Origin of the sequence: Faunimonas pinastri (assembly GCF_900110915.1) — a bacterium.
In the GTDB taxonomy this organism is placed as follows: domain Bacteria; phylum Pseudomonadota; class Alphaproteobacteria; order Rhizobiales; family Afifellaceae; genus Faunimonas; species Faunimonas pinastri.
Window position 1 is genome coordinate 46010 of record NZ_FOFG01000002.1, and the last position, 23603, is coordinate 69612.

Sequence of the window (23603 nt, forward strand, 5' to 3'; positions counted from 1 at the left end):
TTTCCTTTGACTGAACTCTCTCAAAAGACCCTCGCCGAACTCGGCTCTTCCGTCGCCCTGCCCGGCTACGATCGGTCGGCCCTGCGTGCGGGCATCGTGCATTTCGGCGTCGGAAACTTCCATCGCGTGCATCTGGCGGTTTATGTCGACCGCTGCCTTGCCGAGCCGGGCAGCGAGGCTTGGGGAATCTGTGGCGTCGAGCTCATCGACAACCCGGGCACCAGGGCCAAGGCCGAGGCTTACCGCGCGCAGGACAATCTCTACACCGTGACGGAATCCGCCCCGGATGGCAGCTCGCACGCGCGGGTCATCGGCGCGATGATCGAGTACCTGCACGCGCCCGCCGATCCCGAGGCCGTGCTGCGGCGGCTGGCCGATCCAGCCACCCACATCGCGTCCCTGACCATCACCGAGGGCGGCTACAACCTCGACGAGGCGACCGGCGAGTTCAATCTCGAGCAGTCAGATGTCCAAGGCGACCTCTCGGGCGCGCCGCTGCGAACGGTGTTCGCCTACATCGTCGAAGGCCTGCGGCGCCGCCGGGATGCCGGCCTGCCCGCCTTCACGGTGATGTCCTGCGACAACCTCCGCCACAATGGCGATACCGCCCGCAAAGCGATTACCGGTTATGCCCGGGCCATGGACGGCGAGCTTGCCGAGTGGATCGACAGGAACGCCGCCTTCCCCAACAGCATGGTCGACCGCATCGCTCCCCAGGTGCCCGAGGCCGTGCGGATCCGCCTCAACGAGCACAGCGGCGTGGACGACCGGGTGCCCGCGCTGGGCGAAGACTTCATGCAGTTCGTGCTGGAGGACATCTTCAGCGACGGCCGCCCGGATTTCGGTTCGGTCGGGGTCGAGTTGCGCAGCGACGTTGCCGTCTTCGAGGTGATGAAGCAGCGCATCCTGAATGCCTCGCACATGATGCTCGGCTATCCCGGCCTGCTGATCGGACAGCGCATCGTGCATGAGGCGATGCGGGACGAGCGTCTCTTCCGCCTGCTCGACACATTCTGCGACCGCGACGTGATCCCCAACCTGCAGGCGCCCGAGGGCGTGTCGCTACCGGCCTACAAGGCGAAGGTGCTGGAGCGCTTCGCCAACCCGGCCATCAACGATCAGCTGCAGCGCCTCTCCATGCTCGGCTGGTCCAAGTTCCCGATCTACCACGGCAAGATCCTGGAGGCGCTGCTCGCCAGGGGCATGGACACGCGGCGCGAGGCGTTTTTCCTCGCCTGCATCGAGCGCTATCTCGCAGGGGTGGACGACAAGGGCGAGAGCTTCACGGTCGACGAGCCGCAGATCACGCCCGAGGACTGGGCTATGATCCGGAGCGACGATCCCGTCGGCTTCCTGCGCGGCGGCCCCTTCGCGCCGCTGGGCCTGGCCGATCATCCGACGTTCCGCGAGCAATATCTGGGCTTCAAGCGGCAACTCGCCGACGAGGGCTGCGCCGCAACGCTTGACGGGCTGCTCGCAGCCACGGCTTGAGGGCACACCATGCCCGACACGAACACCGATCGCCAGACCCGGCCACTCCCTCGCGGAGTGACCGCCGCGAAAGGCGTTCGTGAATTCTACGTGGGCGTCGACGTCGGCACGGGCAGCGCGCGCGCCGGCCTGTTCGATGGGTCCGGGCAGATGGTTTCGGCCGCCCGCCAACCCATCGAGACCTGGCACGATCCAGGCGACATCGCCGAGCAATCGTCGGAGGATATCTGGGCGGCCTGCGTGCGCGCGGTGCGCGAGGCTATGGCCGAGGCCGGCATTTCGCGGGGAGACGTCAGGGGCATCGGCTTCGACGCGACATGCTCGCTGGTCGTGCTCGACGGTGAGGCCCGGCCGCTTTCCGTGAGCCGGTCCGGCGACCCCCGGCGCAACATCGTCGTCTGGATGGACCACCGGGCGCTCGAGCAGGCCGATCGCATCAATGCGACCGGTCACGAGGTTCTTCGCTATGTCGGCGGCATCATCTCGCCGGAGATGGAAACGCCGAAGATCCTGTGGCTGAAGGAGAACCTGCCCGATACCTACCAAAGGGCCGAGCATTTCCTCGATCTGGCGGATTTCCTGACCTTTCGTGCGACGGGCAGCACCGCCCGCTCGCTCTGCACCACCGCCTGCAAGTGGACGTATCTTGCCCATGAAAGCCGCTGGAGCGCCGACTATTTCGACGAGATCGGCCTTTCCGAGCTGAAGCAGGACGACTTCCGCCGCATCGGTCAGGAGATCGTGGAGCCCGGTGCCGCGCTCGGGAGGGGGCTGACGGAGGAAGCCGCGGCGCAACTCGGGCTTGCCGAGGGAACGCCTGTCGCGGCCGGCCTGATCGACGCCCATGCCGGTGGCGTCGGCACGCTCGGCGGCAGCGATCCCTCCGGCTCGGTCGCGGACGCGCGCCGACGGATCGGCTACATCATGGGCACCTCGGCCTGCATCATGGCGACGACCGACGACCCCGCTTTCGTGCCGGGCGTCTGGGGTCCCTATTTCTCCGCGATGTTTCCGGGCTTCTGGCTGAACGAAGGCGGGCAATCCGCGTCCGGCGCCGCGCTCGACCATCTTATCCGCTCGCATCCTGCCCATGCGGACGCCAATGCCGCCGCGCAGGCTGGCGGGATCAGCCTGCTGGAATTTCTTGAGGGCAGGATTGCGTCCCGTGTGCCCGGCATGGCGGAGGCGGCGCGTCTGGCCCGCGACATCCACGTGCTGCCGGAATATCTCGGCAATCGCTCGCCCCATGCAGATCCGCATGCCCGCGCGGTCATTGCCGGGCTGGCCATCGAGGACGATCTGGAAAGCCTGGAAAGCCTGTTCGTCGCCGGGATCTGCGGGCTCGCTTATGGCCTGGCCGACGTGATCGACGCGCTGAAGGCAAAGGGCATCCCTTGCGAATTGCTGGTGATCAGCGGCGGCGCGAGCCGCAGCGCCCTTACCCGCCAGATCCTGGCGGATGCGACCGGCGTGCCCGTCGCGCTCGCGGCCACGCCCGAACCCGTCCTCCTCGGCGCCGCCATGCTGGGCGCGGTCGCCGCCGGCGCGCACCCCACCCTTGGCGATGCCGCCGCCGCCATGTCGCGGCTCGGCCAGACCACGGCAGCGACGTCGCCGGATCTCGCAAGCTTCCACGCAGCGAAGCGGAAGGTGCATCGTGCCATGCAGGCGTTCGAGCGGAACAGCCGCGAGATCATGGCCGGGCTTTCGGCCTCCCCCCACTAGCAGCATCGAGACGGGCGACAGCCCTGGCGTTTGTTTAGGCACGCCTCAAAGCCCGGAAGGGCTGATTTCGGACCAACGCCGGGGCTGATTCTTCAGTCCTGCTCATCGGCACGGCAGCCGACGACAATCTTTGCGCATCACCGCTATTGCCAACCTGTCATGACGTTGTGACGATATGGCATGTTCACAGACGAAAAGCTTCAGGACGGGCCCGTCCCGCTCTGGTTCCAGATCGCCGAGCGGCTGCGGCGCGCGATCGCCGATGGCGAGTTCCGCGTCGGCGACAAGCTTCCCTCCGAGGCAGACCTCAACCGCGTCTTCGGCGTCAGCCGCACCACGGCGCGCGCGGCGCTGGACCAGCTGGAGCATGAGGGGCTCATCGCCCGCAGGTCCGGCAAGGGCTCCATCGTCCTGCCGCCGCGCGTCGACCAGCCGCTGAACCTGCTTGCCGGTTTCGGCGAGGACATGCGCGCCCGCGGGCTCAACCCGAACTACCGAACGCGCTTTGTCGGCCACGAGGCGGCCAGCTCCGAGGTTTCCGCAGCGCTGGAGATCGACACCGGTCAGCCGGTGGTCCGGATCAACCGCCTTCTCTGCACCGACGACCAGCCCGTCGCCTTTTCCACCTCCTGGATCGCGCCTAACCTCACCAGCGACAGGCGCATCCCGAACGTCGAGGAACTCGACCGGGGTTCCCTTTACGAGTGGCTGAAGGGCGTCTGCGGCGCCACGATCGCCGGCGGTTACGAGTTCATCGAAGCGGCAAATGCGAGTTCGGAACTCGCGGGGCCGCTTGAAATACAGCCCGGGGCCGCTGTCCTGGTGGCGCGCCGCGTCACCCGGGGGCTGGACGGGCGGCCGGTCGAATATGCCGTTCTCCATTACCGTCCCGACCGCTATCGTTTCCGCATCGAGCTGGGGCGGCCATGAGCGATCCCGGCCCGCTCTTCATCGACCCGCTCTTTATCGGCTCCCTCTTTATCGGGCCCCTCTTCATCGGGGACGTCAGCTGGGACCTGACTTTCGCGGTCTCGCATGTTCCCGCGCCTGACGAAAAGGTCCATGCCGGCGCGCTCTTCGCCTCCGCCGGTGGTGTGGTGGTGAACGCGGCGGTCGCGGCAAGCTGCGCGGGAGCGCGTCCGACAACCTTGCTCCGGCTGGGCGACGATGCGACCGGGCGGCTCGTGGAAGCCGATCTCGGTGCCAAGGGCGTGCGCGTTCGCTCCACCAGCGTTGCCGGCGCGACCTGCCACGTCGTGATCATGATCGAGCCGCATGGCGAAAAGCGCATGGTGCTTTATCCCGGCGTTTCCATGTACCCCGCCGACGAGCTGATCGTCGCGACCGACTTCAGCGCGGCCCCCTGGGTCCACACCTCCGTCTACGACCGCCAGGCGGCGTCGCTCGTCGTCGGCAAGTGTCGCGAGCACGGCGTACGCTGGTCGCTCGATCTCGAACCCGCGACCTTCCCGGACGGCATCGAGACGCTTTCCGACCATCTGGACGGCGCCGAGCTGGTCTTCTGCAACGCCCGGTCCGCGGCGCAACTTGGCGGCGATCCCGTTGAAATCCTGCAGGGCCTCGGTGTCCGCAACGTCGTCCTGACGCTCGGGCCGGATGGCGCGGCATGGCACGGGCGGCAGGGTACGTTCTCCGTCGCGGCTCCGCACGGGAAGGTCGTCGATACGACGGGCGCCGGCGATTGCCTCGCGGGCTGGCTCATCGCCGAACTGCTCGCCGACACCGCGCCCGAAATCGCGCTCCGCAACGCCGTCGCCGCCGCGACGCTCAGCTGCGGCATTGCCGGCGCCCAAGCCTCCTATCCCACCCGTGCGCAGGTCGAGGAGACCGTCGCGCGCAGCGCCTGAGGGCGCCCTTGAACGAAGAGGAATTAGCATGACCGCACCCAAGGTGCTGCCGCCCAAGCCGTCCGCGCTGGAGGAACTGTTCGCGGTGAAGAAGCCGATCATCGGCGTCATTCACCTGCGGGCCCTGCCCGGCGCTCCCCGCTATGACGGCACCCCCGTGCGCGAGATCTACGCCGACGCCGTGCGCGACGCGCATACGCTGGCCGATGGCGGCGTCGACGGCATCATCGTGGAAAATGCCGGCGACATGCCGTTCTCGCGGCCCGAGGATATCGGCCCGGAGACGGTCGCGGGCCTGACCGCCGCGTGCCTCGCCGTGCGCGACGCGGTAGATACGCCGATCGGCATCACCTGCGTCGCCAACGCCGTCATTCCGGCACTGGGCGTCGCCAAGGCCGTCGGCGCGCGCTGGGTCCGGGCCAATCAATGGGTCAATGCCTATGTCGCCAATGAAGGCTTCCTGAACGGCCCCGCCCCCCGCGCCCTCCGCTACCGTGCCGCCATCGGCGCGCAGGACGTGCGGATCTTCGCCGACGTGCATGTGAAGTTCGGCGCCCATGCGATCACCGCCGACCGCTCCATCGACGAGCAGGCGACGGACGCGGAATGGTTCGACGCCGACGTGCTGATCGCCACCGGCACCCGCACGGGATCGCCGACGCAGCCGGCCGAGGTCGAGGAGGTGCGCAAGGGCACGAACCTGCCGCTGATCGTCGGCTCCGGCCTGTCGCCGGAACAGGTGCCGAGCCTCTTCAACGTCGCTGACGGCGCGATCATCGGGCAGTGGCTGAAGGTCGACGGCCGCTGGTGGAATCCCGTCGATCCCAAGCGCGTCGAGCAGCTGATGAACGCCGTTTCCAAGGTGCGGAGCGCGGGATGACGCTGCTCACCGAAGAAACGGAAGTCTTCTCAGCCGCCGACGGCAGCCGCTGCTGCGTCATCTTCCTGGCCAAGCGCCAGCCGGGGCTTTCCGGCGAGGCGCTCCGCCAGACGTGGTCGACGATCGAGACCGTGTTGCAGCGCTTTGCCGGCGAAGGCTGGCAGCTTTCGATCAGCAACATGGTCGACCCGGCGATCCCGGACGTGCCGACCGCCTACGAGACCGGCGCTGGCCACGACGTGGACATCGCCGGTGTCTTCGAGGCGCCGAGCATCTCGGCCGCCGTGGCAGGCACCGTCGCGCTGGAAGCGGCCGGGTGGGACCGCCTCTTCGCCACGGAATGGCTGATCGGTCCGCGCGAGTTCGCGCCGGTAAAATCCACCGATGCGACGCTTACCCGCGACTGGGGCTTCCTCGCGCTGTGGGAGTGGAACGACGCCTGGTCGGCGGCCACGCCCGAGGAACGGCGCGAATACGACCTGGAATGCGACGTGGCCTTCGCCTTCGACGTGGCATCCGGCGTCAACATCGCCGGCCGTCACCGCCTAGACCTCGCCAGCCGCTGGCATCACCTCGGCTTCTGGGAAGCGCAGTCCTTCGAGGTCGTCGACGCCGCCATGCGCGAGCACGAGCGCGTCGCCGATTTCAAGTTCACGACCTCCCGCCACTATCTCGGCCGCCGCCGGCCGCTCGCCGAACTCATCGGAGCTTCCCATGGCTGACTACATCTGGATCAACTATTCGCGCCCCCGCCCGCATTGGTACGAAGAAAGCCAGGAAAGCCGCGACGCTCTGGAGGCGAAGTGGTCGGAGATCGCCGCCGCCTCGCGCGAAAAGGGCGGCGAGCCGCTGGGCCGCTACCACATCCGCGGCCAGAGCGACTTCAAGAGCGTCGAGATCTGGCGCTTCGGCTCGGCTGAGGAAGCGTTCGATCACTGGACCCGCCTGACAGGCGCCGCGTTCGGCCAATGGTTCGCCTTCTCCAACAATATCGGCCTGCGGGAGAACGCAGGGTGAGTGGAACCCCGCTTCTGGAAGCACGCGGAATCGTCCGTCGCTTCGGCCATGTACAGGCCCTCGGCGGAGCGGATTTCAGCGTCTATCCCGGCGAGATATGCGCCCTGATCGGCGACAATGGCGCGGGTAAATCCACCCTCGTCCGCATCCTCTCCGGCGCGGACCGACCCGACGCCGGGGAGATCCTGCTGGAAGGCAAGCCGGTGGACCTCGCCTCCCCCGGCACGGCGCAGCAGATGGGGATCGCCACCGTTTATCAGGATCTGGCGCTCGCGCCAGATCTCTCGCCCGCCGACAACCTCTATCTCGGCCGCGAATTGCTGAGGCCCGGATTTCTGGGCTCCCTCGGCTTCGTCGATCGCCGCCGGATGCGGCGCAACGCGACAGAGCAGTTCTCCCGCCTCGGCGTGAAGCTGCGCTCGCCGCGCGTGGCCGTCGCCACATTGTCCGGCGGCCAACGCCAGTCCGTCGCGATCACCCGCGCCGCCATGTGGGCGGACAAGCTGATCTTCATGGACGAGCCCACGGCCGCGCTCGGCGTCATCCAGACGGAGCGCGTGCTGAACCTCATCAAGCAGGTGCGCGACCAGGGCATCGCCGTCGTCCTGATCAGCCACAACATGCCGCAAGTTCTGGAAGTCGCCGACCGGGTGGAAGTGCTTCGCCTCGGCCAGCGCGTCGCGCAGCTCCCGACGCTGGGAAGCAGCGTGGAGCAGCTGGTGGCGGCCATGACCAGCGGCACCCTCGCCAAGGAGCCCGCCTCATGAGCATGACGACCTCCGACCCGGACACCGATCACTCCGACCGGCACACCCTCGGCGAAATCCTCGGCCGCGCGCTTGGCGGCGGCTGGATCTTCATCCTGCTGATCGTGCTGATCGCGATCTTCGCGGCAATGCGGCCGACGCAGTTCGCCTCCAGCTACAACCTTTCGACGCTGGCGATCAACGCGGCCATCCTGCTGGTGCTCGCCATCGGCCAGACCTTCGTGATCATCACCGCCGGCATCGATCTCGCCGTCGGCTCCGTGCTGGTCTTTTCCTCCGTCGCCGCCGCGTCCACCATGCTGGCGCTGTCGGGCAGCGCGGGCAGCAGCTACGGCACGACGGACGCGAGCTGGGGCGTCATCGCTATCGGTACGCTGGTCGGGGTCGGCACCGGCGCTGCATGGGGCCTGCTGAACGGGCTGCTCGTCGCCTTTGCCCGCATCCCGGCGCTGATCGTGACGCTCGGCACGTTCGGCATGTCGCTGGGCTTCGCGCAGATCGTCACCGGCGGGCAGGACGTCCGCGCCGTGCCCGAACGCCTCGTGGACGTCATCGGATCCGGCAGCGTGGCGGGGGTTCCCTCGCTGGTGCTGATCGCCGTCGCCGTCGCGATCGTCGCCGGGATAGCGCTGCACCTCACGCGCTTCGGCATGCGCACCTTCGCGATCGGCTCCAACGCCGAGGGCGCACGCCGCGCCGGCATCGCGGTACGCAAGCAGACGCTCAAGGTCTACATGCTGGCGGGCGCGCTGTCCGGTCTTGCCGGCATCATGTCCATCGCCCGCTTCGCCACCACGACGATCGGCGGCCATGCCGGCGACAATCTCGCGACCATCTCCGCCGTCGTGCTCGGGGGAACGAGCCTCTTCGGCGGCGTGGGAACGATCGTGGGGACGGTGATCGGCGTCTTCATCCCGGTCGTCCTGCTGAACGGCTTCGTCATCCTCGGCATCCCGCCCTTCTGGCAGACGGTGACCATGGGGGCCGTGCTGATCCTGGCGGTCTGGATCGACCAGCTCAAACGCCGCGCAAGAGAACGCGGCTGAGACAATCCGAGTGGAACCAAGAAGTGGAGAGAGAAATGTTTGCAAGAGCATGGACGAAAACATGGATCGCCGGCGCGAGCCTTGTGGCGCTTGCCGCCGCGAGCACCGGAGCGCAGGCCGCCGGCAAGGATGTGTCGCTGGTCCTCGGCGTGAAGGGCAGCCCCTTCTATGATGCGCTGGCCTGCGGCGCGAAGGACGAGGCGAAGAAGCTCGGCCTCGACCTGACGGTCTCCGCGCCCGACCAGTTCGCGGCGGATTCGCAGATCCCGGTCATCGACGCCGTGACGGCGCGCGGCCCGGCCGCCGCCGTGGTCGTGCCCACCGACACGCAGGCGCTGATCCGCCCGATGGCGCAGCTCGCCAAGCGTGGCGCGAAGGTGCTGACGGTCGACCAGACCATCGCCGACACCTCGTTCATCCAGACGCAGATCGTCACGGACAACGAGCAGGGCGGACGTCTTGCCGCCGACGCCATGAACGAGCTGCTTGGCGGTAAGGGCAGCGTCATGATGATCACCCAGCCGCCGGGGTCCGCCGGGCAGGACGCGCGCGCCAAGGGCTTCGAGGAAGAGCTGAAGAAGTATTCGGGCATCACCTATCTGGGTCCGCAGTACCAGAGCGACGATCCGCAGAAGGCGGCCGAGATCGTGACGTCCGCCCTCTCCGCGCATCCCGATCTTGCCGGCGTGTTCTCCACCAACGACCAGGGCGCTATCGGCGGCATCACCGGCCTGAAGCAGGCGGCCGCCACGGGCAAGGTGAAGTTCGTCGCCTATGACTCAGCCACGGCCGAAGTCGCGGCGTTCAAGAACGGCGCCATCTCCGTCCTGATCGCGCAGAACCCGAAGCAGGAAGGCGAAGTCGCCATGCAGTCGGTGAAGAGGGTTCTCGACGGCGGGAAGCTGGAGAAGACGACACTGACCGAGATCGCCGTGATCAAGCCGGGCGAGAACGCCAAGGCGGACCAGTACGAGTACAAGGGCAACTGCGCGCAGTAAGCTTCGCCTCTATCGCGTGAAAGACCAAGCGGCTCGCCCTTTTCCGGGGCGGGCCGTTCTTCTTCCGGCGTTCAGGCACCCGGCCCCGTCTTGCCGTGCCTCAGGCCATCCAGTTGCCCGCGTCCGAACTGGCCTGCAAGGCGCGCCGTCCGCTTCAGCCGCCAGGGCAGCGTCGTTTCCGTGGAATAGGAACGGAGCCAGAAGGCCTTCTGCCGGGAGGCCTCGTCGGCCGCCCGCTTCTCCGGATCGTCGTAGAAGGCCGCCATCTTGTGCGCGCCCATGCCCGCCGTCGCCAGCCATGCCGGGACATGCACCGAGCAAAGCTGCAGCACGTCGGTGAAGACCTTGTTCACACCCGACCCCGCCGCCGGACAGGAGGTCGCGAAGGCATCCCCGACCAGGACGATGCCGGGTTGCCGATATCCCTCCACCACGTAGAGATCGACCGGACGTATCCGGGCCGGGCCGGCATGGGCCGCTCCGGTCAGCCGGCGCAGCCGGGGCAGGCCAGTGAAAAGCGCGTCCGTCGCGTCGCGGCGGAACTCTGCAAGCCAGGGATCGTCCAATGGGCGATACAGAAAGAGGTTGGCCCGCGTGGTATCGCCGAGCGGAAAGAGCGTCAGATAGGCCATCCGGTCCGCTGGCCGGTCGGCATTGCAGGTCAGCGCCCGGAAGCCGAAGCGCATCTGTCCAGCGGGAGCGAGATCGAAGCCGATGCTGACCGAATGCGCCTTGCTCACGACCGTTCGACGAATACCGAGGCTGTCGGACAGGCCGGGATTGAGGCCCGTCGCCATGACGACGAGGCGCGCGCTGATGTCCCCGCCGCCCGCCAGCCGCACGCGCTGCCGCTCCGGCCCCGTCTCCACGGCGGCAACCTTGTCCTGCAAAAGGGTAACCGCTGGAGGGATCGCGCCGCGCACCGCATCGACGAGATCGGGATAGAGGATGCCGAACTGGCGCAACAGTCGCGTTTCCACGATGCGCCCGAAGCGCGCGACCTGCACATGAGTGACCTCGGTGCCCGCGCTCCTGAGCACCGGCGCGATGCCGATCCTTTCCGCCAGATCGAGCTGGGAACTGTCGAGCTTCTCGCAGCGAAAGTCCGGCGGCGCCTCGAGCCGGGGATCGATCAGGGCGCAGGAGATTCCGCGGCTGGCCAGCATGAACGCTGCCGTGCAGCCGGCCAATCCGGCCCCGACGATGGCCACATCGACCTGATCTCCGTCGAACGCCCCGGCCGCCACGACGAACCAGCCCTTTCCATGCCGCGGCAGGATGGGCGGCATGGAGGCAAACCATAGACCGGCTTCCTGATCGTATCGTTACCGGTGAACGGGAGAAACCGTCCTCAAGCGGGATGGCCGAGCAGGTGCAGCAATCCCGGACCGGCCAGTGAGATCCCGGAAAGGCAGAGCAGCACGAAGATCACGTGCCGCATGATTTCCGGCGCGACCGGCGGCGGCCAGCGCCTCGCCGCGAAGGTGAAGACCATCACCGACGGAAGCGCCAGCAGGCAGATCCAGACGCGCGCGGGCGGCAGGTTTCCGGCTCCCGCCACGACGATCAGGCGGAACAGCGCGTTGAAGCCAAAGATCGCGACCAGCGTCTCCCGGATCGTTACGGCGGGCATCGGCTGGCGGTAGAGGTGATAGACGAGCGGCGGGCCGGAAGTGGAGAACAGTCCGCCCATGATTCCGGCGACCGCGCCGAAGAACAGGAACGACCCGTCCGAGGAGCGGCGACCCAGCGCATGCGGCCGTGCCGCGAGCTGGAGCGCGGACAGGATGATGATGATGCCGAGCAGCAGCCGCACCGCGTCCATCCGCGTGCCCGCCAGCCATTCCAGCATCCAGTAACCCAGGATCAGCGCCGGAATCCCGGAGAGGATCACCAGCCGGAGATCGCGCCAGGCGACATCCCGCCAGCCTTTCAGCAGGACCTGCCCGGCGTTGACCAGCGTCATCACGCTGACGAGCACGGCGGCATAGGTCAGCGGGATAGCTCCGCCCAGCGCCACCCCGCCCATCGTGATCAGCCCGAGGCCAAAACCGGTGAGCGACTGGACATACGCCGCGATCCCGGCGAGCAGCACGAAATACAGGATGTCGAAAACACTCACCCCACCCGCCTTCCCGGCAAAGCGTTGTTCACTGCTGCTCGTTTTTCCATGGTCCTGCCCGTTGCCCCCGGCTCGACATGAACCACGGACGTCGCGGATGCAACCGATAGAGGAAGGTCCCCAGCGAGCGTCGGACCGTGCTCGACGGCGCTTCCGGGCGCGGGTCAGTGCTTTTTTTGCTTGGTCCGGTGACGGCGTATCGCAGGACCGGATCAACCCTGTCCCGGCGGAGTCTGAGCCGCGGAATTCCGGGCATTCTCGCCCGATGAGCGGGACCGTCAGCAAGCACCTTAAATTAGAACGTAGTTCCTGAACTCAGGTCAAATTAGGGCGAAATTGGCGGCCAACTGTAGACATTCTGACCATTCGCCGGTATGGTCGGCCTAAATCAACGACGCACAGGCGCATTCGCCAATCGTATCCGGCCTGCGGACAAAGACATTGTCCGTATGACTGATCGCGATCGGGCGTCTATTTTCCATGGCGCAGACTCTTCTGGTCGCACGCGCCGACATATCAGATCGAAAGACGACATACTGGATGGATCGCGAAACGGCGAGCAGTATAGGCGAAGACACGCAGCCCGAAGTAAAGATCAGCGTTGATCGCGTTTTCAAGATCTTCGGCGACCGATCCGACACCGCCATGCGCATGGTCCGCGAGGGACGCGGCAAGGAAGAGATCCACGCCGAGACCGGCTGCACGCTGGGCGTCAACGATGCGAGCTTCGACATCCATGCCGGCGAGATCTTCGTCATCATGGGCCTGTCCGGGTCAGGCAAGTCCACCCTCCTCCGCCTCATCAACCGCCTGATCGAGCCGACCAGCGGCGCGATCCGCGTGGACGGGCAGGACATCACGAAGATGTCGAAGCGCGAGCTGATCGAGCTGCGCCGCCGCGACATGAGCATGGTGTTCCAGTCCTTCGCGCTCTTGCCCAACCTGACCGTTCTCGAAAACGCCGCCTTCGGGCTGGAAGTAGCCGGCGTTCCGGCGGCCGAGCGGCAGGCCAAGGCCCTGGCCGCGCTGGAAGGCGTCGGCCTCGGCGCCTATGCGGCCAGCCGTCCGGACCAGCTTTCCGGCGGCATGAAGCAGCGCGTCGGCCTCGCCCGGGCGCTGGCCAGCGAGCCGACGGTGCTCCTGATGGACGAAGCGTTCTCCGCGCTCGACCCGCTGATCCGCACGGAAATGCAGGATGAGCTCCTCCGCCTGCAATCGGAGCACAGCCGCACCATCATCTTCGTCAGCCACGATCTCGACGAAGCCATGCGCATTGGCGACCGCATCGCCATCATGCAGCACGGCAACGTCGTGCAGGTCGGCACGCCGGACGAGATCGTGATGAACCCGGCCAACGACTACGTGCGGTCGTTCTTCCGCAACGTCGACGTTTCCAACGTCTTCAAGGCCGGCGATATCGCGCGCGAGACGCAGGTGACCCTGATCGAGCGCAAGGGCGTTGCCGTTGCCGCCGCGCTGGAGCGGATGCGCCGGCATGATCGCGAAGTCGCCATCGTGGTGGGCCGCGACAAGCGCTACCACGGGATGGTGAGCGCCGAGTCCCTCGCGCAGGCCGCCCGCGCCGGCGAGGCCGATCCCTATCACAAGGCCTTCCTCACCGAGGTCGAGCCTATCGAGGCGGCCGAGCCGCTTTCCAATGTCATGGGTCGCGTCGCGGAAAGCCGCTGGCCCGTTCCGGTGGTCGACGAACGGCAGCGCTACGTGGGGTCGATCAGCAAATCGGCCCTGCTGATGACGCTCGACCGCACGACGACCTGACCCCAAGCCACGGACGCAGCATGCATTTCGATCTTCATATTGGCGAAGGCGCCAATGCGGTCGTGAACTATATTCTCGACCACTTCACTCCCGCGCTGAACTTCATCGCGACCGTCATCGGCTTCGTGACCGACACGATCAAGGCGGCCCTGACCGGCATTCCGATGCCCGTCGCGGTAATCGTCATCGTGGCGCTCGCGCTCTGGCGCGTCAGCTGGAAATTCGCGCTGTTTTCGCTGCTGGCATTGCTGGTGATCGTCGACATGGGCCTTTGGGAGCGCACCATGGAAACGCTGTCGCTGGTGCTCGCGGCAACGGTGATCGCCATCGTCGTCGGCATCCCGCTCGGCATCGCCATGGCCAAGAGCCGCATCGTCACGGTGCTCGTGCGGCCCGTCCTCGACCTGATGCAGACCATGCCGGCCTTCGTCTATCTCATCCCGGCCGCCATGTTCTTCGGCCTCGGCGCGGTGCCCGGCACGATCGCCACGGTGATCTTCGCCATGCCGCCCGTGGTGCGCCTCACCAATCTGGGGATCAGGCAGGTCAACGGCGAATTCATCGAAGCGGGTCTCGCTTTCGGCTGCACCGCGCGCCAGCTCCTGCTCAAGGTGCAGATGCCGAACGCCCTGCCCTCCATCATGGCGGGCATCAACCAGACCATCATGCTGTCGCTGTCCATGGTGGTCATCGCCTCCATGATCGGCGCGGGCGGTCTCGGCAATATCGTGCTGACCGGCATCCAGCGGCTGGACGTGGGCACCGGCTTCGAGGGCGGCCTCGCCGTCACCGTGCTGGCCGTCATCCTCGACCGCATCACCCAGAGCCTCGGGCAGCGCAACACGGCCTTCAGTTTCGGCCGGTTCTTCGGTGCCCGCGCAAATCGCGGCGAGGTTCCGTCCAGCGCCACGCCCCCCGCGAAGACCTGATCTTCGATCCACACAACCATCCACCCCAACGAAAGGAGCAGCTTTTGCTGAAATCCCTACGACAACTCGGACTTGCGGCTGCCATGGTGGCGGGCCTTACCGGCTTTGCCAACGCGCAGGACTCAAAGCCGGTGAAAATCGGCTGGACCGCCTGGGCCGACGCGGAGTTCGTCACCAAGCTTGCCGCCAAGCTGATTACCGACAAGCTCAACACCAAGGTGGAGCTGGTGCAGACGGATGTCGCGCCGCTCTACCAGGGCGTGGCCCGAGGCGATCTCGATGCCATGATGATGGCCTGGCTGCCGCAGACGCACGCCGATTACTGGAAGCGCGTGCAGGACAAGGTCGCCGTGCTCGGCGTGCTCTATACCGACGCGAAGCTCGGCTGGGTCGTGCCGGACTACATTCCGGAAGACCAGATCTCCTCCATCGCCGACCTGAAGAAGGACGAGATCAAGAGCAAGCTCGGCGGCGAGGTGCAGGGCATCGATCCCGGCGCCGGGCTGACCCGGCTCTCCCACAAGGCGGTCGAGGATTATGGCCTCGACTACAAGCTCGTTGAATCCAGCGAGGCTGCCATGATGACCACGATCGACCGCGACATGCGGAGCAAGAAGTGGTTCGTGGCAACGTCGTGGAGCCCCCACTGGATGTTCGGCAAGTACAAGCTGCGCTATATCGCGGACCCCAAGGGCTCGCTCGGCGGTGTGGAACGCGTCTACGCGATCTCCCGGAAGGGCTTCCAGAACGATCATCCGGATGTCGCGCAGTTCCTGATGCGCATGAACCTGCCGCTGAAGGAACTGGAGTCCGCCATGGCCGACGCCCAGGACACCTCCTATGAGCAGGCGGTCGACAAGTACATCGCCAGCCATCAGGCCCGCGTGAACTACTGGCTGACCGGCGAAATCGGCGAGCAGGGCTGAGGCGCACTCCGCCCTGTTTAAACAAACGCAGCGGCCGGGCTCACGCCCGGCCGTTTTCGTATCCACCCCCTTGCCGCGCTTTGCTAATGCGTATACTTTGCACTACAGAGTTACGGAGCGGCGCGATGCGCGATCTCGACAAAGCCTTGGCGGACATCGTCGAAATTCGCAGCCAGCTGGCATACAGCACGGCGTTTCAGGGTTTCGGCCCCACCGCGCTGGGGGCAACGTCCGTGCTGGCCCTCGTGACCGCTTCCGTGCAGTCCTTCTGGATGCCCGACCCGAACGCGGCGCCACTCCTCTATTTCACCGGCTGGATCGTCACGGCATTGGTCTGCGTCGCCATTATCGGCGCCGAGATGCTGGCGCGCACGCGGCGGCGCCATTCCGGGCTTGCCGACGCCATGATCGTCAATGCCGTGCAGCAGTTCGTGCCGGCGGGCGTGGCGGGCGCGTTCCTCGCGCTTGTGGTTCTGCGGTTCGCGCCGGAACCGGCCTGGATGCTGCCCGGCATCTGGCAGGTGCTGGTCAGCCTCGGCATTTTCGCCTCCGCCCGCACCCTGCCCCGCGCGGTGACGCTCGGCGGCGCCTGGTATTTCGTCGCCGGCTTTGCCGTGCTGATGATCTGCGGCGGCAGCCACACCGTCTCGCCCTGGGCGATGGGAATTCCCTTTGCCGGCGGGCAGCTGCTGCTCGCCGCGATCCTGTACTTCTCCTCCGGAGAGCATCATGGCCAAGCCTGATCCCGCCGCGGCTCCCTTTTCCTATGACGGGCTCGACCGCGTCATTCATGAGAAGGCCCGGCTGGGCGTCCTGACCTCGCTGATCGGCCACCCCAAGGGCCTGGCCTTCGCCGACCTGAAGCAGCTCTGCGGTCTGACCGACGGCAATCTCAGCCGGCATCTGCAGGTGCTGCAGGAAGCGGGGCTGGTCGACATCATCAAGGGCTACGAGGGCAACCGGCCGCATACGAGTTGCAAGCTCACCGCCGAAGGTCGCCGTCGCTTCGTGGAGTACCTCTCCGTGCTGGAGCAGGTCGTGCGCGACGCCGCCAAGGCCGCCGAGGGGGAAGAACTGCCGCCGTCCCGCTTGCGCCTCTTTCCGACCTGACAGGCGAAATCCGTTTTTATTTGCGAGGAGACTTTACAGTGCAAACCTCTTTTCTTTCCAAACTGCACGTCGGCGTCATCATGGACGGCAACGGGCGCTGGGCGACGCAGCAGGGCCTGCCGCGCGGGCTTGGCCACGAGGCCGGGGTGGACGCCACCCGGCGTGTGATGGAAGCGGCACCCGGCATGGGAGTGGGTACGCTGACGCTCTTCGCATTCTCCAGCGACAACTGGCGCCGCCCGGACGAGGAGGTCGCCACGCTGATGCACCTCCTGGAGATCTATCTCCGCTCCGAGACGCACCAACTCGTGGAGAAAGGCATCAGACTGAACCTGATCGGTCGGCGTGACCGGCTTCCCCCGGGCCTGCGGGAGGAGATCGACCGCGCCGAAGCGATGACGGCGGCGGGCGATCGTCTGCACGTGCGCCTGGCCGTCGACTATTCCGCCCGCGACGCGATCCTCGCTGCCGCCGCACGGATCAGCGCCGGCGAGGATCTCACCCGGCCCGGCTTCTCGCGCCTGGTCAGCGGCGACATCGTCCGCGACGTGGATCTGGTGATCCGCACCAGCGGCGAACAGCGGCTTTCCGACTTCATGCTTTGGGAGAGCGCCTACGCGGAGCTGTTCTTCACGCAGCGCATGTGGCCGGACTTCACCGGCGAGGATCTCGCCGAGGCTCTTGCCGCCTTCGGCGGGCGCCAGCGGCGCTTCGGCACCACTCCGTCGCAGGCGGCGCTCAAGGTCGCGGCGGCACACACGATGCCCGCGCAGCCCGTCGCCGCCTGACGAACGAACCCCCTTCAGGGGCTGCGTGCTTTCACTTGACGGGAGCTTCGCCTCGCGTCCTCATGCCGGGATGATCTTTCGGGGACATCTCGGGACGCGGCGGCTGGCGGCCGTGCTCCTGGTGCTTGCGCTCGTCGCGGCCGGAATCGGCCGTGCCTGCGCCGGGGTCCCCGCGTCCCCGCCGCTTCCCCAGCAACTCGGCGGCTTCCCCGTCGAGCTCTGTCATTCGGAGCCCACGGGGGCGCCGGATCATCGGGGCTCGCCATCGCATCCGATGGATTGCTGCGGAGACGGCTGTCTCTGCGCCCCGGCTATCCTGCCCTCGCCCCTGAGCCTCGCCCGGCTGGCTTCGCCTGCTCCGCTGGCCGCTGCCGCCGTCAGCACCTGGAAACTTCGGTTCGCGCAGCTGCGTTCGCCTCGCCAGTCACAGGGACCTCCTGCCGCCTGACCGGAACCGACAGGCAATTTCCGTGCGCCGTCCGTTTCTCGACGGCGGCTCTCGCCCGGTACAGGATAAACCATGGCTCTTTTTCTTCGCGCCGGCTTTGCCGCCGGCCTCCTCCTTGCTTCCGCCGTCGCGAGCTCCGCGCGGGCTGAAGACTTTAACCTCGGCGATCTTGCCGTGCAGCATCCCTGGACTCGGGCGACGCCGCCCGGAGCTCAGGTTGCGGCGGGTTACATCACGATCCGCAACAATGGCAGCACGGCGGACCGCCTCGTCGGCGGCTCGCTGGAAGCGGCCTCCGGCTTCGAATTGCACGACATGTCGATGAAGGACGGGGTGATGCGGATGCGGCCCGCCGCTCCGGTCGAGATCCCGCCCGGCGGCTCCGTGACGCTTTCGCCTTCCGGCACGCACGCGATGTTCACCGGGCTGAAGCACGTCCTGACGAAAGGCAGTGCCATCGCCGGCACGCTGGTCTTCGACCATGCGGGTACGCTCCCCGTCCGCTTCTCCGTGGAAGCGATCGGCGCGAAAGCCCCGGCTTCGGCAGCCATGCCCGGCATGAAGATGAACTGAGCCGCCGGCCCACGACCTGCAGTTCACGGCCCACCGGTAAGCCCTGGGACCGCTTCGCCTCGCGGAAATCCGCGCCCCATCACCACAAAGGAATTCCCATGACCATCATCGCCCGCACGATCGTGGCCGCCGCCGCGATCGGCCTAGGCCTTTCCTCCACGGCCTTTGCCCATGCTCATCTGAAGACGACCGTGCCCGCCGCCGAAAGCACGGTTTCCACCTCACCGGCCGAACTCGACCTCGGTTTCTCCGAAGGTCTCGACGTCGCCTTCTCAAGGGCTGCGCTCAAGGGCGCCGACGGAAAGCTCGTCGAAACCGGCAAAGCCGCGCTCAAGGCAGGCGACGGCAGGACGCTGGTGGTGCCGCTCATGGCGCCGCTCCAGCCCGGTTACTACACCGTGGACTGGCAGGCCCTTTCCACCGACGGTCACAAGACCACCGGCAGCTACGGCTTCACGTTCAAGCCATGATCACGCCGGGCGCCGCGCTGACGGGCTGTCGTTTCCTGCACGATGCATTCGCGATGCTCGTGTGGGGATCGGCGTTCTTCGTCGCGGCGCTCGTCCCTCGATCGCTGCGGGTCGATACGGCCCGCAGCCTCCGCCTCGTGTGCGGCATCGCGGTCGCGATCATTCTCATCACGGCTCTCGCGGCGCTGCCGATCCAGGCCGCCGGTCTTGGCGACGGCTGGACGGACGCACTCAGAGGCGAGATCCTCCGCGCAGTGGTCACCCGGACCAGCGCCGGTTCAGCATGGGTTCTTCAGGCCGCCTCGGCGCTCCTCCTCTGCGCCGCCCTCGCCGCCCAGCCCGGATTGCGCCCTGCCGCGATCGCGGCAGCAGCAGCCATCGTCCTCGGCGGCCTTACCGCCTCCGGCCACGCGGCAATGCATGGCGGCTGGCTGGGCGTTGCTCACCGCGCCAACGACGCCATTCATCTGCTCTCCGGCGGGTTCTGGTTCGGCGCGCTGATCCCGCTTTTTCCCGTTCTTCGCGCGCTCGACCGGCCGGAGGCGCAGCACGCCGCCGCAGTCGCGCTCCGCCGTTTTTCCAGCCTCGGCCATCTCGCCGTCGCGCTCGTGGTTCTGACCGGAGCCGTCAGCACGGCGCTGGTTTTGGGGCGCCTGCCGACCGACCTGAAATCACCCTATCAGGCGCTGCTTCTCGGGAAGATTTCGCTCGTGACGGTCATGAGCGGGCTCGCGATCGTGAACCGCTATGTCGTGGTGCCGCGCATGGCTAGCGATCGCCGGGATGCCCTTGCCGCGCTCCGCACCGGCATCCGGGCCGAGATCCTGCTCGGCTTTGTCGTCATCGGACTGGTGGCCGCGTTCGGCATGATGGACCCGGCCTGACCTCGACGGACCGGTCGGAACCCCTCGCCACAAACAAAACCGGAGCCGCCCAGGGCAGCTCCGGTTTTCTCTCTATGCAATCTGAAATCAGCGCGGCAGCGAGACGATTGAACCCGTCGAACCGGCGGCAGCTGCGGTTGCCGCAGTGTTCGTCTGGAGCGCCGCCGGGATCACCGGAGCGGTCTCGTTTTCGGGAGTGGAGTTCTTGCCGATCAGGCGAGCGAAGAGGCTCCGATGCTTCGGCTGTTCGCTCTCGGCATAGGCGGTCGCGCCAACCGGAGGCTCCGCACCAAAGTCCGAAGCAGGCGCTGCGGCAGGTTCCCTGGCCGCAAGCATCGGCTGCGATACGGCGACGGGAGCGGCCTTCGCCTTGGCAGTGGCCGGCACTGCCGCCGGGGCCTTCTGGATCGAGCCGGTATGGATGGGGTCCACGGCCTTCTGCGCCGAAGCAGCCACGGCCGGGGTAAGTTGCGCAACAGCGGTGGGCGCCGGAGCCGCCGGAGTGCTCAGTTTGGTGGCTTCCGCGGCCTTGGGCGCCCCGAAAATCGAGGCCAGCATGGTCGGATGAGGGTTGAGCTTGTCCTGCTCGCGTCTCTCGGACTTGATCTGGTCCTGCTGAAGCTGCGCCAGCACGATCTGCGTCTTGGCGTCGTCCTGCGCTTCCTTCTGCGCGACGGCGACACGAAGCGGCTCCGGCACGGTCATCACCGGGCATGCACCCGTCGGGTTGAAGGCGATGCCGTTCTGCGAATTGGAGTTGAAGACATACTGCCCGGAGCAGACGTCGACCTTCGGCTCCTGATGCGTCACCTCGAAATGGTCGTAGCCGACCTTCAGCATTTTCCAGAACGGCATGTTCGGGTCGCCGTAATGCTTGGCCATGTTTTCCGGCGTCATGCGGAAGGGATAGGCCTGCACCTGAAAGGCGCGCTGACCACCCTCGAAGGCCGTGCGTGCAAAGGTCCAGATTTCCTGCATCTGGTCGTCGTTCATGGCGTAGCAGCCGGCCGACGAGCAGATGCCATGCACCATCAGCGCCACCCCCGTGCGGCTGTGCGCACGGTCATAGGCGTTGGGGAAACCGATATTGAAGGAGAGGTAATAGGCCGACTTGGGATTCATCTGGCCGGGATAGATCGTATAGAAGCCTTCCGGCGACTGCCGGTCGCCTTCCTTGACCTTGGGCCCGAGCCCGCCGGACCACTTGCAGATCTGGTAGCTCTTGACCAGCGCGAACCGACCGGTGGTCTTCTGCTGCTTCCAGACCTCGAAGCTGGAATCTTCCTTGAAGATCCGAACCAGGATCGGCGACTTCTCGTCCATGTCGTTCTTGACGAGGAGCGCCCTGGTTTCCGAGGAGAAGGGCCGGACCTGCTTCGGCAACTGGGCCACGTCCGTGCAGGAGGCCAGCACCAGGGCCGCCATCGCGCCGACCAGGAAAGCGCCAACGCGCCCAAACCGCCTGATGCTCAGCATCGCCAATCCCATCTTCCGGATGCACCAGGCACCGATACGACCGGATATGCGCGCCCAGGGTTAACGAACCCTTAAGCGGCGGACGGCCTTAAAGTGCCTGAATGTCTAGCCCCGGCGCGATACTTAGCACAGCTGTGGTTAATCAGGAAAGAGTGCGCCCGATATCGAGGAACTTCTGCCGGCGGCTCCGCACCAAATCTTCCGGAGAAAGGACTGAAAGCTCCGAAAGGGTGCGCTCGATCACGTCCCCCGTGCGGGCGATCACCTCGTCCGGCGCGCGATGGGCGCCGCCGAGAGGCTCGGGAATGATGCCGTCGATCACCTTGAGACCCTGAAGATCGGCCGCCGTGATCTTCATCGCGGTCGCCGCATCCTGCGCGCGGGTCGAATCACGCCAGAGAATCGAAGCGGCGCCTTCCGGCGAGATGACGCTGTAGACCGCATGTTCGAGCATGAAGACGCGGTTGGCGGTGGCGATGGCGATGGCGCCACCGGAGCCGCCCTCGCCAAGCACGATCGCGACATTCGGAACGCGGAGATTGAGGCAGGCCTCGGTGGAACGGGCGATCGCCTCGGCCTGCCCGCGCTCCTCGGCATTGACGCCGGGATAGGCGCCCGCCGTATCGACCAGCGAGATCACCGGCAACTTGAAGCGCTGGGCCAGCTCCATGATGCGGACGGCCTTGCGATAGCCCTCCGGGCGGGCCATGCCGAAATTGTGCTGCAGGCGGGTCTGCGTGTCCGCGCCCTTTTCCTGGGCAAGAACCGCGACCGGCTGCCCCTTGAAGCGGCCGAAGCCGGCGATCAGCGCCTGATCCTCGGAGAACTTCCGGTCACCTGCCAGCGGCGTGAACTCGTCGATCAGGCCGGCAATGTAGTGGACCGCATGCGGGCGGTCGGGGTGGCGCGCCACCTGCGTCTTCTGCCACGGGGTCAGGCGGGAATAGGCGACCTTGAGCGCCTCGCGCGCCTTCTCCTCCAGGGTGGCGATCTCGTCGGAGACGGAAACGCCATCCTCTCCGTTCTGCAGTCGCCGCAACTCCTGGATCTGCCCCATCAGATCGGCAACCGGCTTTTCGAAATCGAGGAACGTCCGCATACTCACCTGCACTGAACACGGGGGTCTGGCGCATGGCGCCGGTCCGGATTGGGCCGCAACCTGACGATGAGGGAGCGTTCAGTCAAGCAGTCCCCTCGCCTTCGAGCGAGCGGGCGAGCGGATGATGGTCCTGGACGAGCTGCCTCAGGCGCTCGTCCAGCACATGCGTGTAGATCTGCGTGGTCGATATGTCGGCGTGCCCGAGCAGGGTCTGAACGACGCGAAGATCCGCCCCGCCGGACAGGAGATGCGTGGCGAAGGCATGCCGCAGGACGTGGGGAGAAAGGCGCGAGGGCGAGATCCCGGCGCGCACCGCGACATCCTTGAGATCGCGCGCGAAGGACTGGCGGGTGATATGCCCGCTCTCGCTTTGCGCCGGGAACATCCAGTCGCTCTTGGCCCCGCGTGCGAGCCGGTAGGCCTCCACGGCCGCGATGGCCGATGGGTTCAGCGGGACAAGGCGCTCACGCCCGCCCTTGCCACGGACGGTGATGAACTCCCGGCCGGCCTTGCCGGCGGAGGCCGGAAGCGCGATCAGCTCGGAAATGCGCAGCCCCGTTGCGTAAAGAAGTTCGAGGATGGCCAGCGTGCGCAGCGCGGCCACGCGCCTGGACGGGCTCGCCTCCGGCGCCTCGGCGGCGTCACGGGCCGCGTGTAGCAGCCGGTCGACCTCGTCCACGGTCAGCACGGCGGGCAAGGCGCGGCGCGGCTTGGGGCTCTCGGCCGTGGCGGTCGGGTCGTCCTCCCGCTCGCCCTCCTCCATGAGAAAGCGGAAGAACTGCCGGAGCGCGGAAAGACGACGCGCCTGCGACGTTGCGGCGAAGCCACGCGCATGCAGATCCTGCAGATAGTCGCGAATATCGCTCGCGGTGGCGGAAGCAAGCCCGCCGGCGTTCAGCCGGAAATCGTCGAGGTCGCGGCGATAGGCGTCGAGCGTGTTGGCGCTGGCGCCGCGTTCGGCCGAGAGCATTTCCAGAAAGGCTTCCTGCAGGAGCCCGTCCCCGGAACTCGGCCTGCCCTTTTCAGCCGGCCCGCCGGCGTTCATTGATTGAAGCGATCGGAGGGGATGCGGACCGTGATCTCGTGCGGCTCCGGATTGACGTAGTGTACAAGGGCGATCATGCCCCCGAACACGAGACCGGCAAGGATCAGGAGAAGCACGATCAGACGGATGAGTGTCGGCATCGACCAGGTTGCTTTCGTTGTG

The 23603-nt window shown here is 66.7% G+C and carries 26 protein-coding genes; 19 read left to right on the forward strand and 7 right to left on the reverse strand.

All coding sequences use genetic code 11. The features are described 5' to 3' along the window. The first annotated feature begins 6 nt into the window (after positions 1–6). From BMY25_RS03475 to BMY25_RS03520, 10 genes are all read left to right on the forward strand, one after another. Positions 7–1491 carry a mannitol dehydrogenase family protein gene (locus BMY25_RS03475; protein WP_092495234.1) on the forward strand — a complete coding sequence of 495 codons (1485 nt, stop codon included), beginning with the start codon at positions 7–9 and terminating at the stop codon, positions 1489–1491. Positions 1492–1500: 9 nt separating this feature from the next. Then, positions 1501–3216 carry an FGGY-family carbohydrate kinase gene (locus BMY25_RS03480; RefSeq protein WP_092495235.1) on the forward strand — a complete coding sequence of 572 codons (1716 nt, stop codon included), beginning with the start codon at positions 1501–1503 and terminating at the stop codon, positions 3214–3216. Positions 3217–3396: 180 nt separating this feature from the next. Next, positions 3397–4146: a GntR family transcriptional regulator gene (locus tag BMY25_RS03485; RefSeq protein ID WP_092495236.1), complete on the forward strand. Its 750-nt coding sequence runs from the start codon at positions 3397–3399 to the stop codon at positions 4144–4146. Beyond that, entirely contained in the window at positions 4143–5084 is a 942-nt protein-coding gene (locus tag BMY25_RS03490; RefSeq protein WP_092495237.1) for a carbohydrate kinase family protein, read from the forward strand. Before BMY25_RS03485 ends, BMY25_RS03490 begins: the two co-directional genes overlap by 4 nt. 28 nt (positions 5085–5112) lie before the next feature. Beyond that, the gene (locus BMY25_RS03495) at positions 5113–5964 is read left to right on the forward strand and encodes a BtpA/SgcQ family protein (protein ID WP_092495238.1); all 852 of its coding nucleotides are present in this window, start codon (positions 5113–5115) and stop codon (positions 5962–5964) included. Continuing rightward, on the forward strand, positions 5961–6686 hold the full coding sequence (locus tag BMY25_RS03500; protein WP_092495239.1) for a hypothetical protein: 726 nt from the start codon (positions 5961–5963) through the stop codon (positions 6684–6686). The genes BMY25_RS03495 and BMY25_RS03500 overlap by 4 nt, the downstream gene beginning before the upstream one ends. Further along, positions 6679–6981 carry a hypothetical protein gene (locus BMY25_RS03505; protein WP_092495240.1) on the forward strand — a complete coding sequence of 101 codons (303 nt, stop codon included), beginning with the start codon at positions 6679–6681 and terminating at the stop codon, positions 6979–6981. Before BMY25_RS03500 ends, BMY25_RS03505 begins: the two co-directional genes overlap by 8 nt. After that, positions 6933–7748: an ATP-binding cassette domain-containing protein gene (locus BMY25_RS03510; RefSeq protein ID WP_092495241.1), complete on the forward strand. Its 816-nt coding sequence runs from the start codon at positions 6933–6935 to the stop codon at positions 7746–7748. The genes BMY25_RS03505 and BMY25_RS03510 overlap by 49 nt, the downstream gene beginning before the upstream one ends. Continuing rightward, positions 7745–8794: an ABC transporter permease gene (locus BMY25_RS03515; protein ID WP_092495242.1), complete on the forward strand. Its 1050-nt coding sequence runs from the start codon at positions 7745–7747 to the stop codon at positions 8792–8794. The genes BMY25_RS03510 and BMY25_RS03515 overlap by 4 nt, the downstream gene beginning before the upstream one ends. Before the next feature lie 35 nt (positions 8795–8829). Then, entirely contained in the window at positions 8830–9792 is a 963-nt protein-coding gene (locus BMY25_RS03520; protein ID WP_092495243.1) for an ABC transporter substrate-binding protein, read from the forward strand. 71 nt (positions 9793–9863) lie between these two features. Here the strand turns inward: BMY25_RS03520 and BMY25_RS03525 are convergent, their stop codons facing one another. After that, positions 9864–11081, reverse strand: a complete 1218-nt coding sequence (locus BMY25_RS03525; RefSeq protein ID WP_092495244.1) for an FAD-dependent monooxygenase — start codon at positions 11079–11081, stop codon at positions 9864–9866. Between the two features lie 62 nt (positions 11082–11143). Then, positions 11144–11914 carry a sulfite exporter TauE/SafE family protein gene (locus BMY25_RS03530; RefSeq protein ID WP_092495245.1) on the reverse strand — a complete coding sequence of 257 codons (771 nt, stop codon included), beginning with the start codon at positions 11912–11914 and terminating at the stop codon, positions 11144–11146. Positions 11915–12454: 540 nt separating this feature from the next. Here BMY25_RS03530 and proV point away from each other — a divergent pair. The 6 genes from proV (at position 12455) to BMY25_RS03560 (ending at position 17446) form a co-directional block, all read left to right on the forward strand. Continuing rightward, positions 12455–13693, forward strand: coding sequence for a glycine betaine/L-proline ABC transporter ATP-binding protein ProV (proV, locus tag BMY25_RS03535; RefSeq protein ID WP_092495246.1), 1239 nt, complete (start codon positions 12455–12457; stop codon positions 13691–13693). 20 nt (positions 13694–13713) lie between these two features. Next, complete coding sequence (locus tag BMY25_RS03540) at positions 13714–14622, forward strand: ABC transporter permease (RefSeq protein ID WP_092495247.1); 909 nt, start codon at positions 13714–13716, stop codon at positions 14620–14622. A gap of 44 nt (positions 14623–14666) precedes the next feature. After that, on the forward strand, positions 14667–15548 hold the full coding sequence (locus BMY25_RS03545; RefSeq protein WP_092495248.1) for a glycine betaine ABC transporter substrate-binding protein: 882 nt from the start codon (positions 14667–14669) through the stop codon (positions 15546–15548). Between the two features lie 125 nt (positions 15549–15673). After that, positions 15674–16291 (forward strand): hypothetical protein, encoded by a 618-nt coding sequence (locus BMY25_RS03550; protein ID WP_092495249.1) that lies wholly within the window; start codon positions 15674–15676, stop codon positions 16289–16291. After that, a complete protein-coding gene (locus BMY25_RS03555) occupies positions 16278–16658 on the forward strand; it encodes a transcriptional regulator (protein WP_092495250.1) in 381 nt (126 codons plus the stop codon). The genes BMY25_RS03550 and BMY25_RS03555 overlap by 14 nt, the downstream gene beginning before the upstream one ends. A gap of 38 nt (positions 16659–16696) precedes the next feature. Beyond that, the gene (locus BMY25_RS03560; protein WP_092495251.1) at positions 16697–17446 is read left to right on the forward strand and encodes a di-trans,poly-cis-decaprenylcistransferase; all 750 of its coding nucleotides are present in this window, start codon (positions 16697–16699) and stop codon (positions 17444–17446) included. A 31-nt stretch (positions 17447–17477) separates the two neighbouring features. Here the strand turns inward: BMY25_RS03560 and BMY25_RS03565 are convergent, their stop codons facing one another. Further along, entirely contained in the window at positions 17478–17672 is a 195-nt protein-coding gene (locus BMY25_RS03565; protein WP_092495252.1) for a hypothetical protein, read from the reverse strand. A gap of 294 nt (positions 17673–17966) precedes the next feature. Here BMY25_RS03565 and BMY25_RS03570 point away from each other — a divergent pair, with 294 nt between their 5' ends. The 3 genes from BMY25_RS03570 (at position 17967) to copD (ending at position 19821) form a co-directional block, all read left to right on the forward strand. Continuing rightward, positions 17967–18467, forward strand: a complete 501-nt coding sequence (locus BMY25_RS03570; protein ID WP_092495253.1) for a copper chaperone PCu(A)C — start codon at positions 17967–17969, stop codon at positions 18465–18467. Between the two features lie 98 nt (positions 18468–18565). Then, positions 18566–18937: a copper homeostasis periplasmic binding protein CopC gene (copC, locus tag BMY25_RS03575; RefSeq protein WP_092495254.1), complete on the forward strand. Its 372-nt coding sequence runs from the start codon at positions 18566–18568 to the stop codon at positions 18935–18937. Then, positions 18934–19821: a copper homeostasis membrane protein CopD gene (copD, locus tag BMY25_RS03580; RefSeq protein WP_092495255.1), complete on the forward strand. Its 888-nt coding sequence runs from the start codon at positions 18934–18936 to the stop codon at positions 19819–19821. The genes copC and copD overlap by 4 nt, the downstream gene beginning before the upstream one ends. Before the next feature lie 87 nt (positions 19822–19908). Here the strand turns inward: copD and BMY25_RS03585 are convergent, their stop codons facing one another. The 4 genes from BMY25_RS03585 to BMY25_RS03600 all read right to left on the reverse strand — a co-directional run bounded on the left by BMY25_RS03585 (position 19909) and on the right by BMY25_RS03600 (position 23581). Next, entirely contained in the window at positions 19909–21297 is a 1389-nt protein-coding gene (locus tag BMY25_RS03585) for a L,D-transpeptidase family protein (RefSeq protein WP_092495256.1), read from the reverse strand. A 142-nt stretch (positions 21298–21439) separates the two neighbouring features. Next, positions 21440–22396 (reverse strand): acetyl-CoA carboxylase carboxyltransferase subunit alpha, encoded by a 957-nt coding sequence (locus BMY25_RS03590; RefSeq protein ID WP_092495257.1) that lies wholly within the window; start codon positions 22394–22396, stop codon positions 21440–21442. 82 nt (positions 22397–22478) lie between these two features. Next, positions 22479–23441, reverse strand: a complete 963-nt coding sequence (locus BMY25_RS03595) for a site-specific tyrosine recombinase XerD (RefSeq protein WP_092495258.1) — start codon at positions 23439–23441, stop codon at positions 22479–22481. Next, positions 23438–23581: a histidine kinase gene (locus BMY25_RS03600; protein ID WP_092495259.1), complete on the reverse strand. Its 144-nt coding sequence runs from the start codon at positions 23579–23581 to the stop codon at positions 23438–23440. The genes BMY25_RS03595 and BMY25_RS03600 overlap by 4 nt, the downstream gene beginning before the upstream one ends. Positions 23582–23603 lie beyond the last annotated feature (22 nt).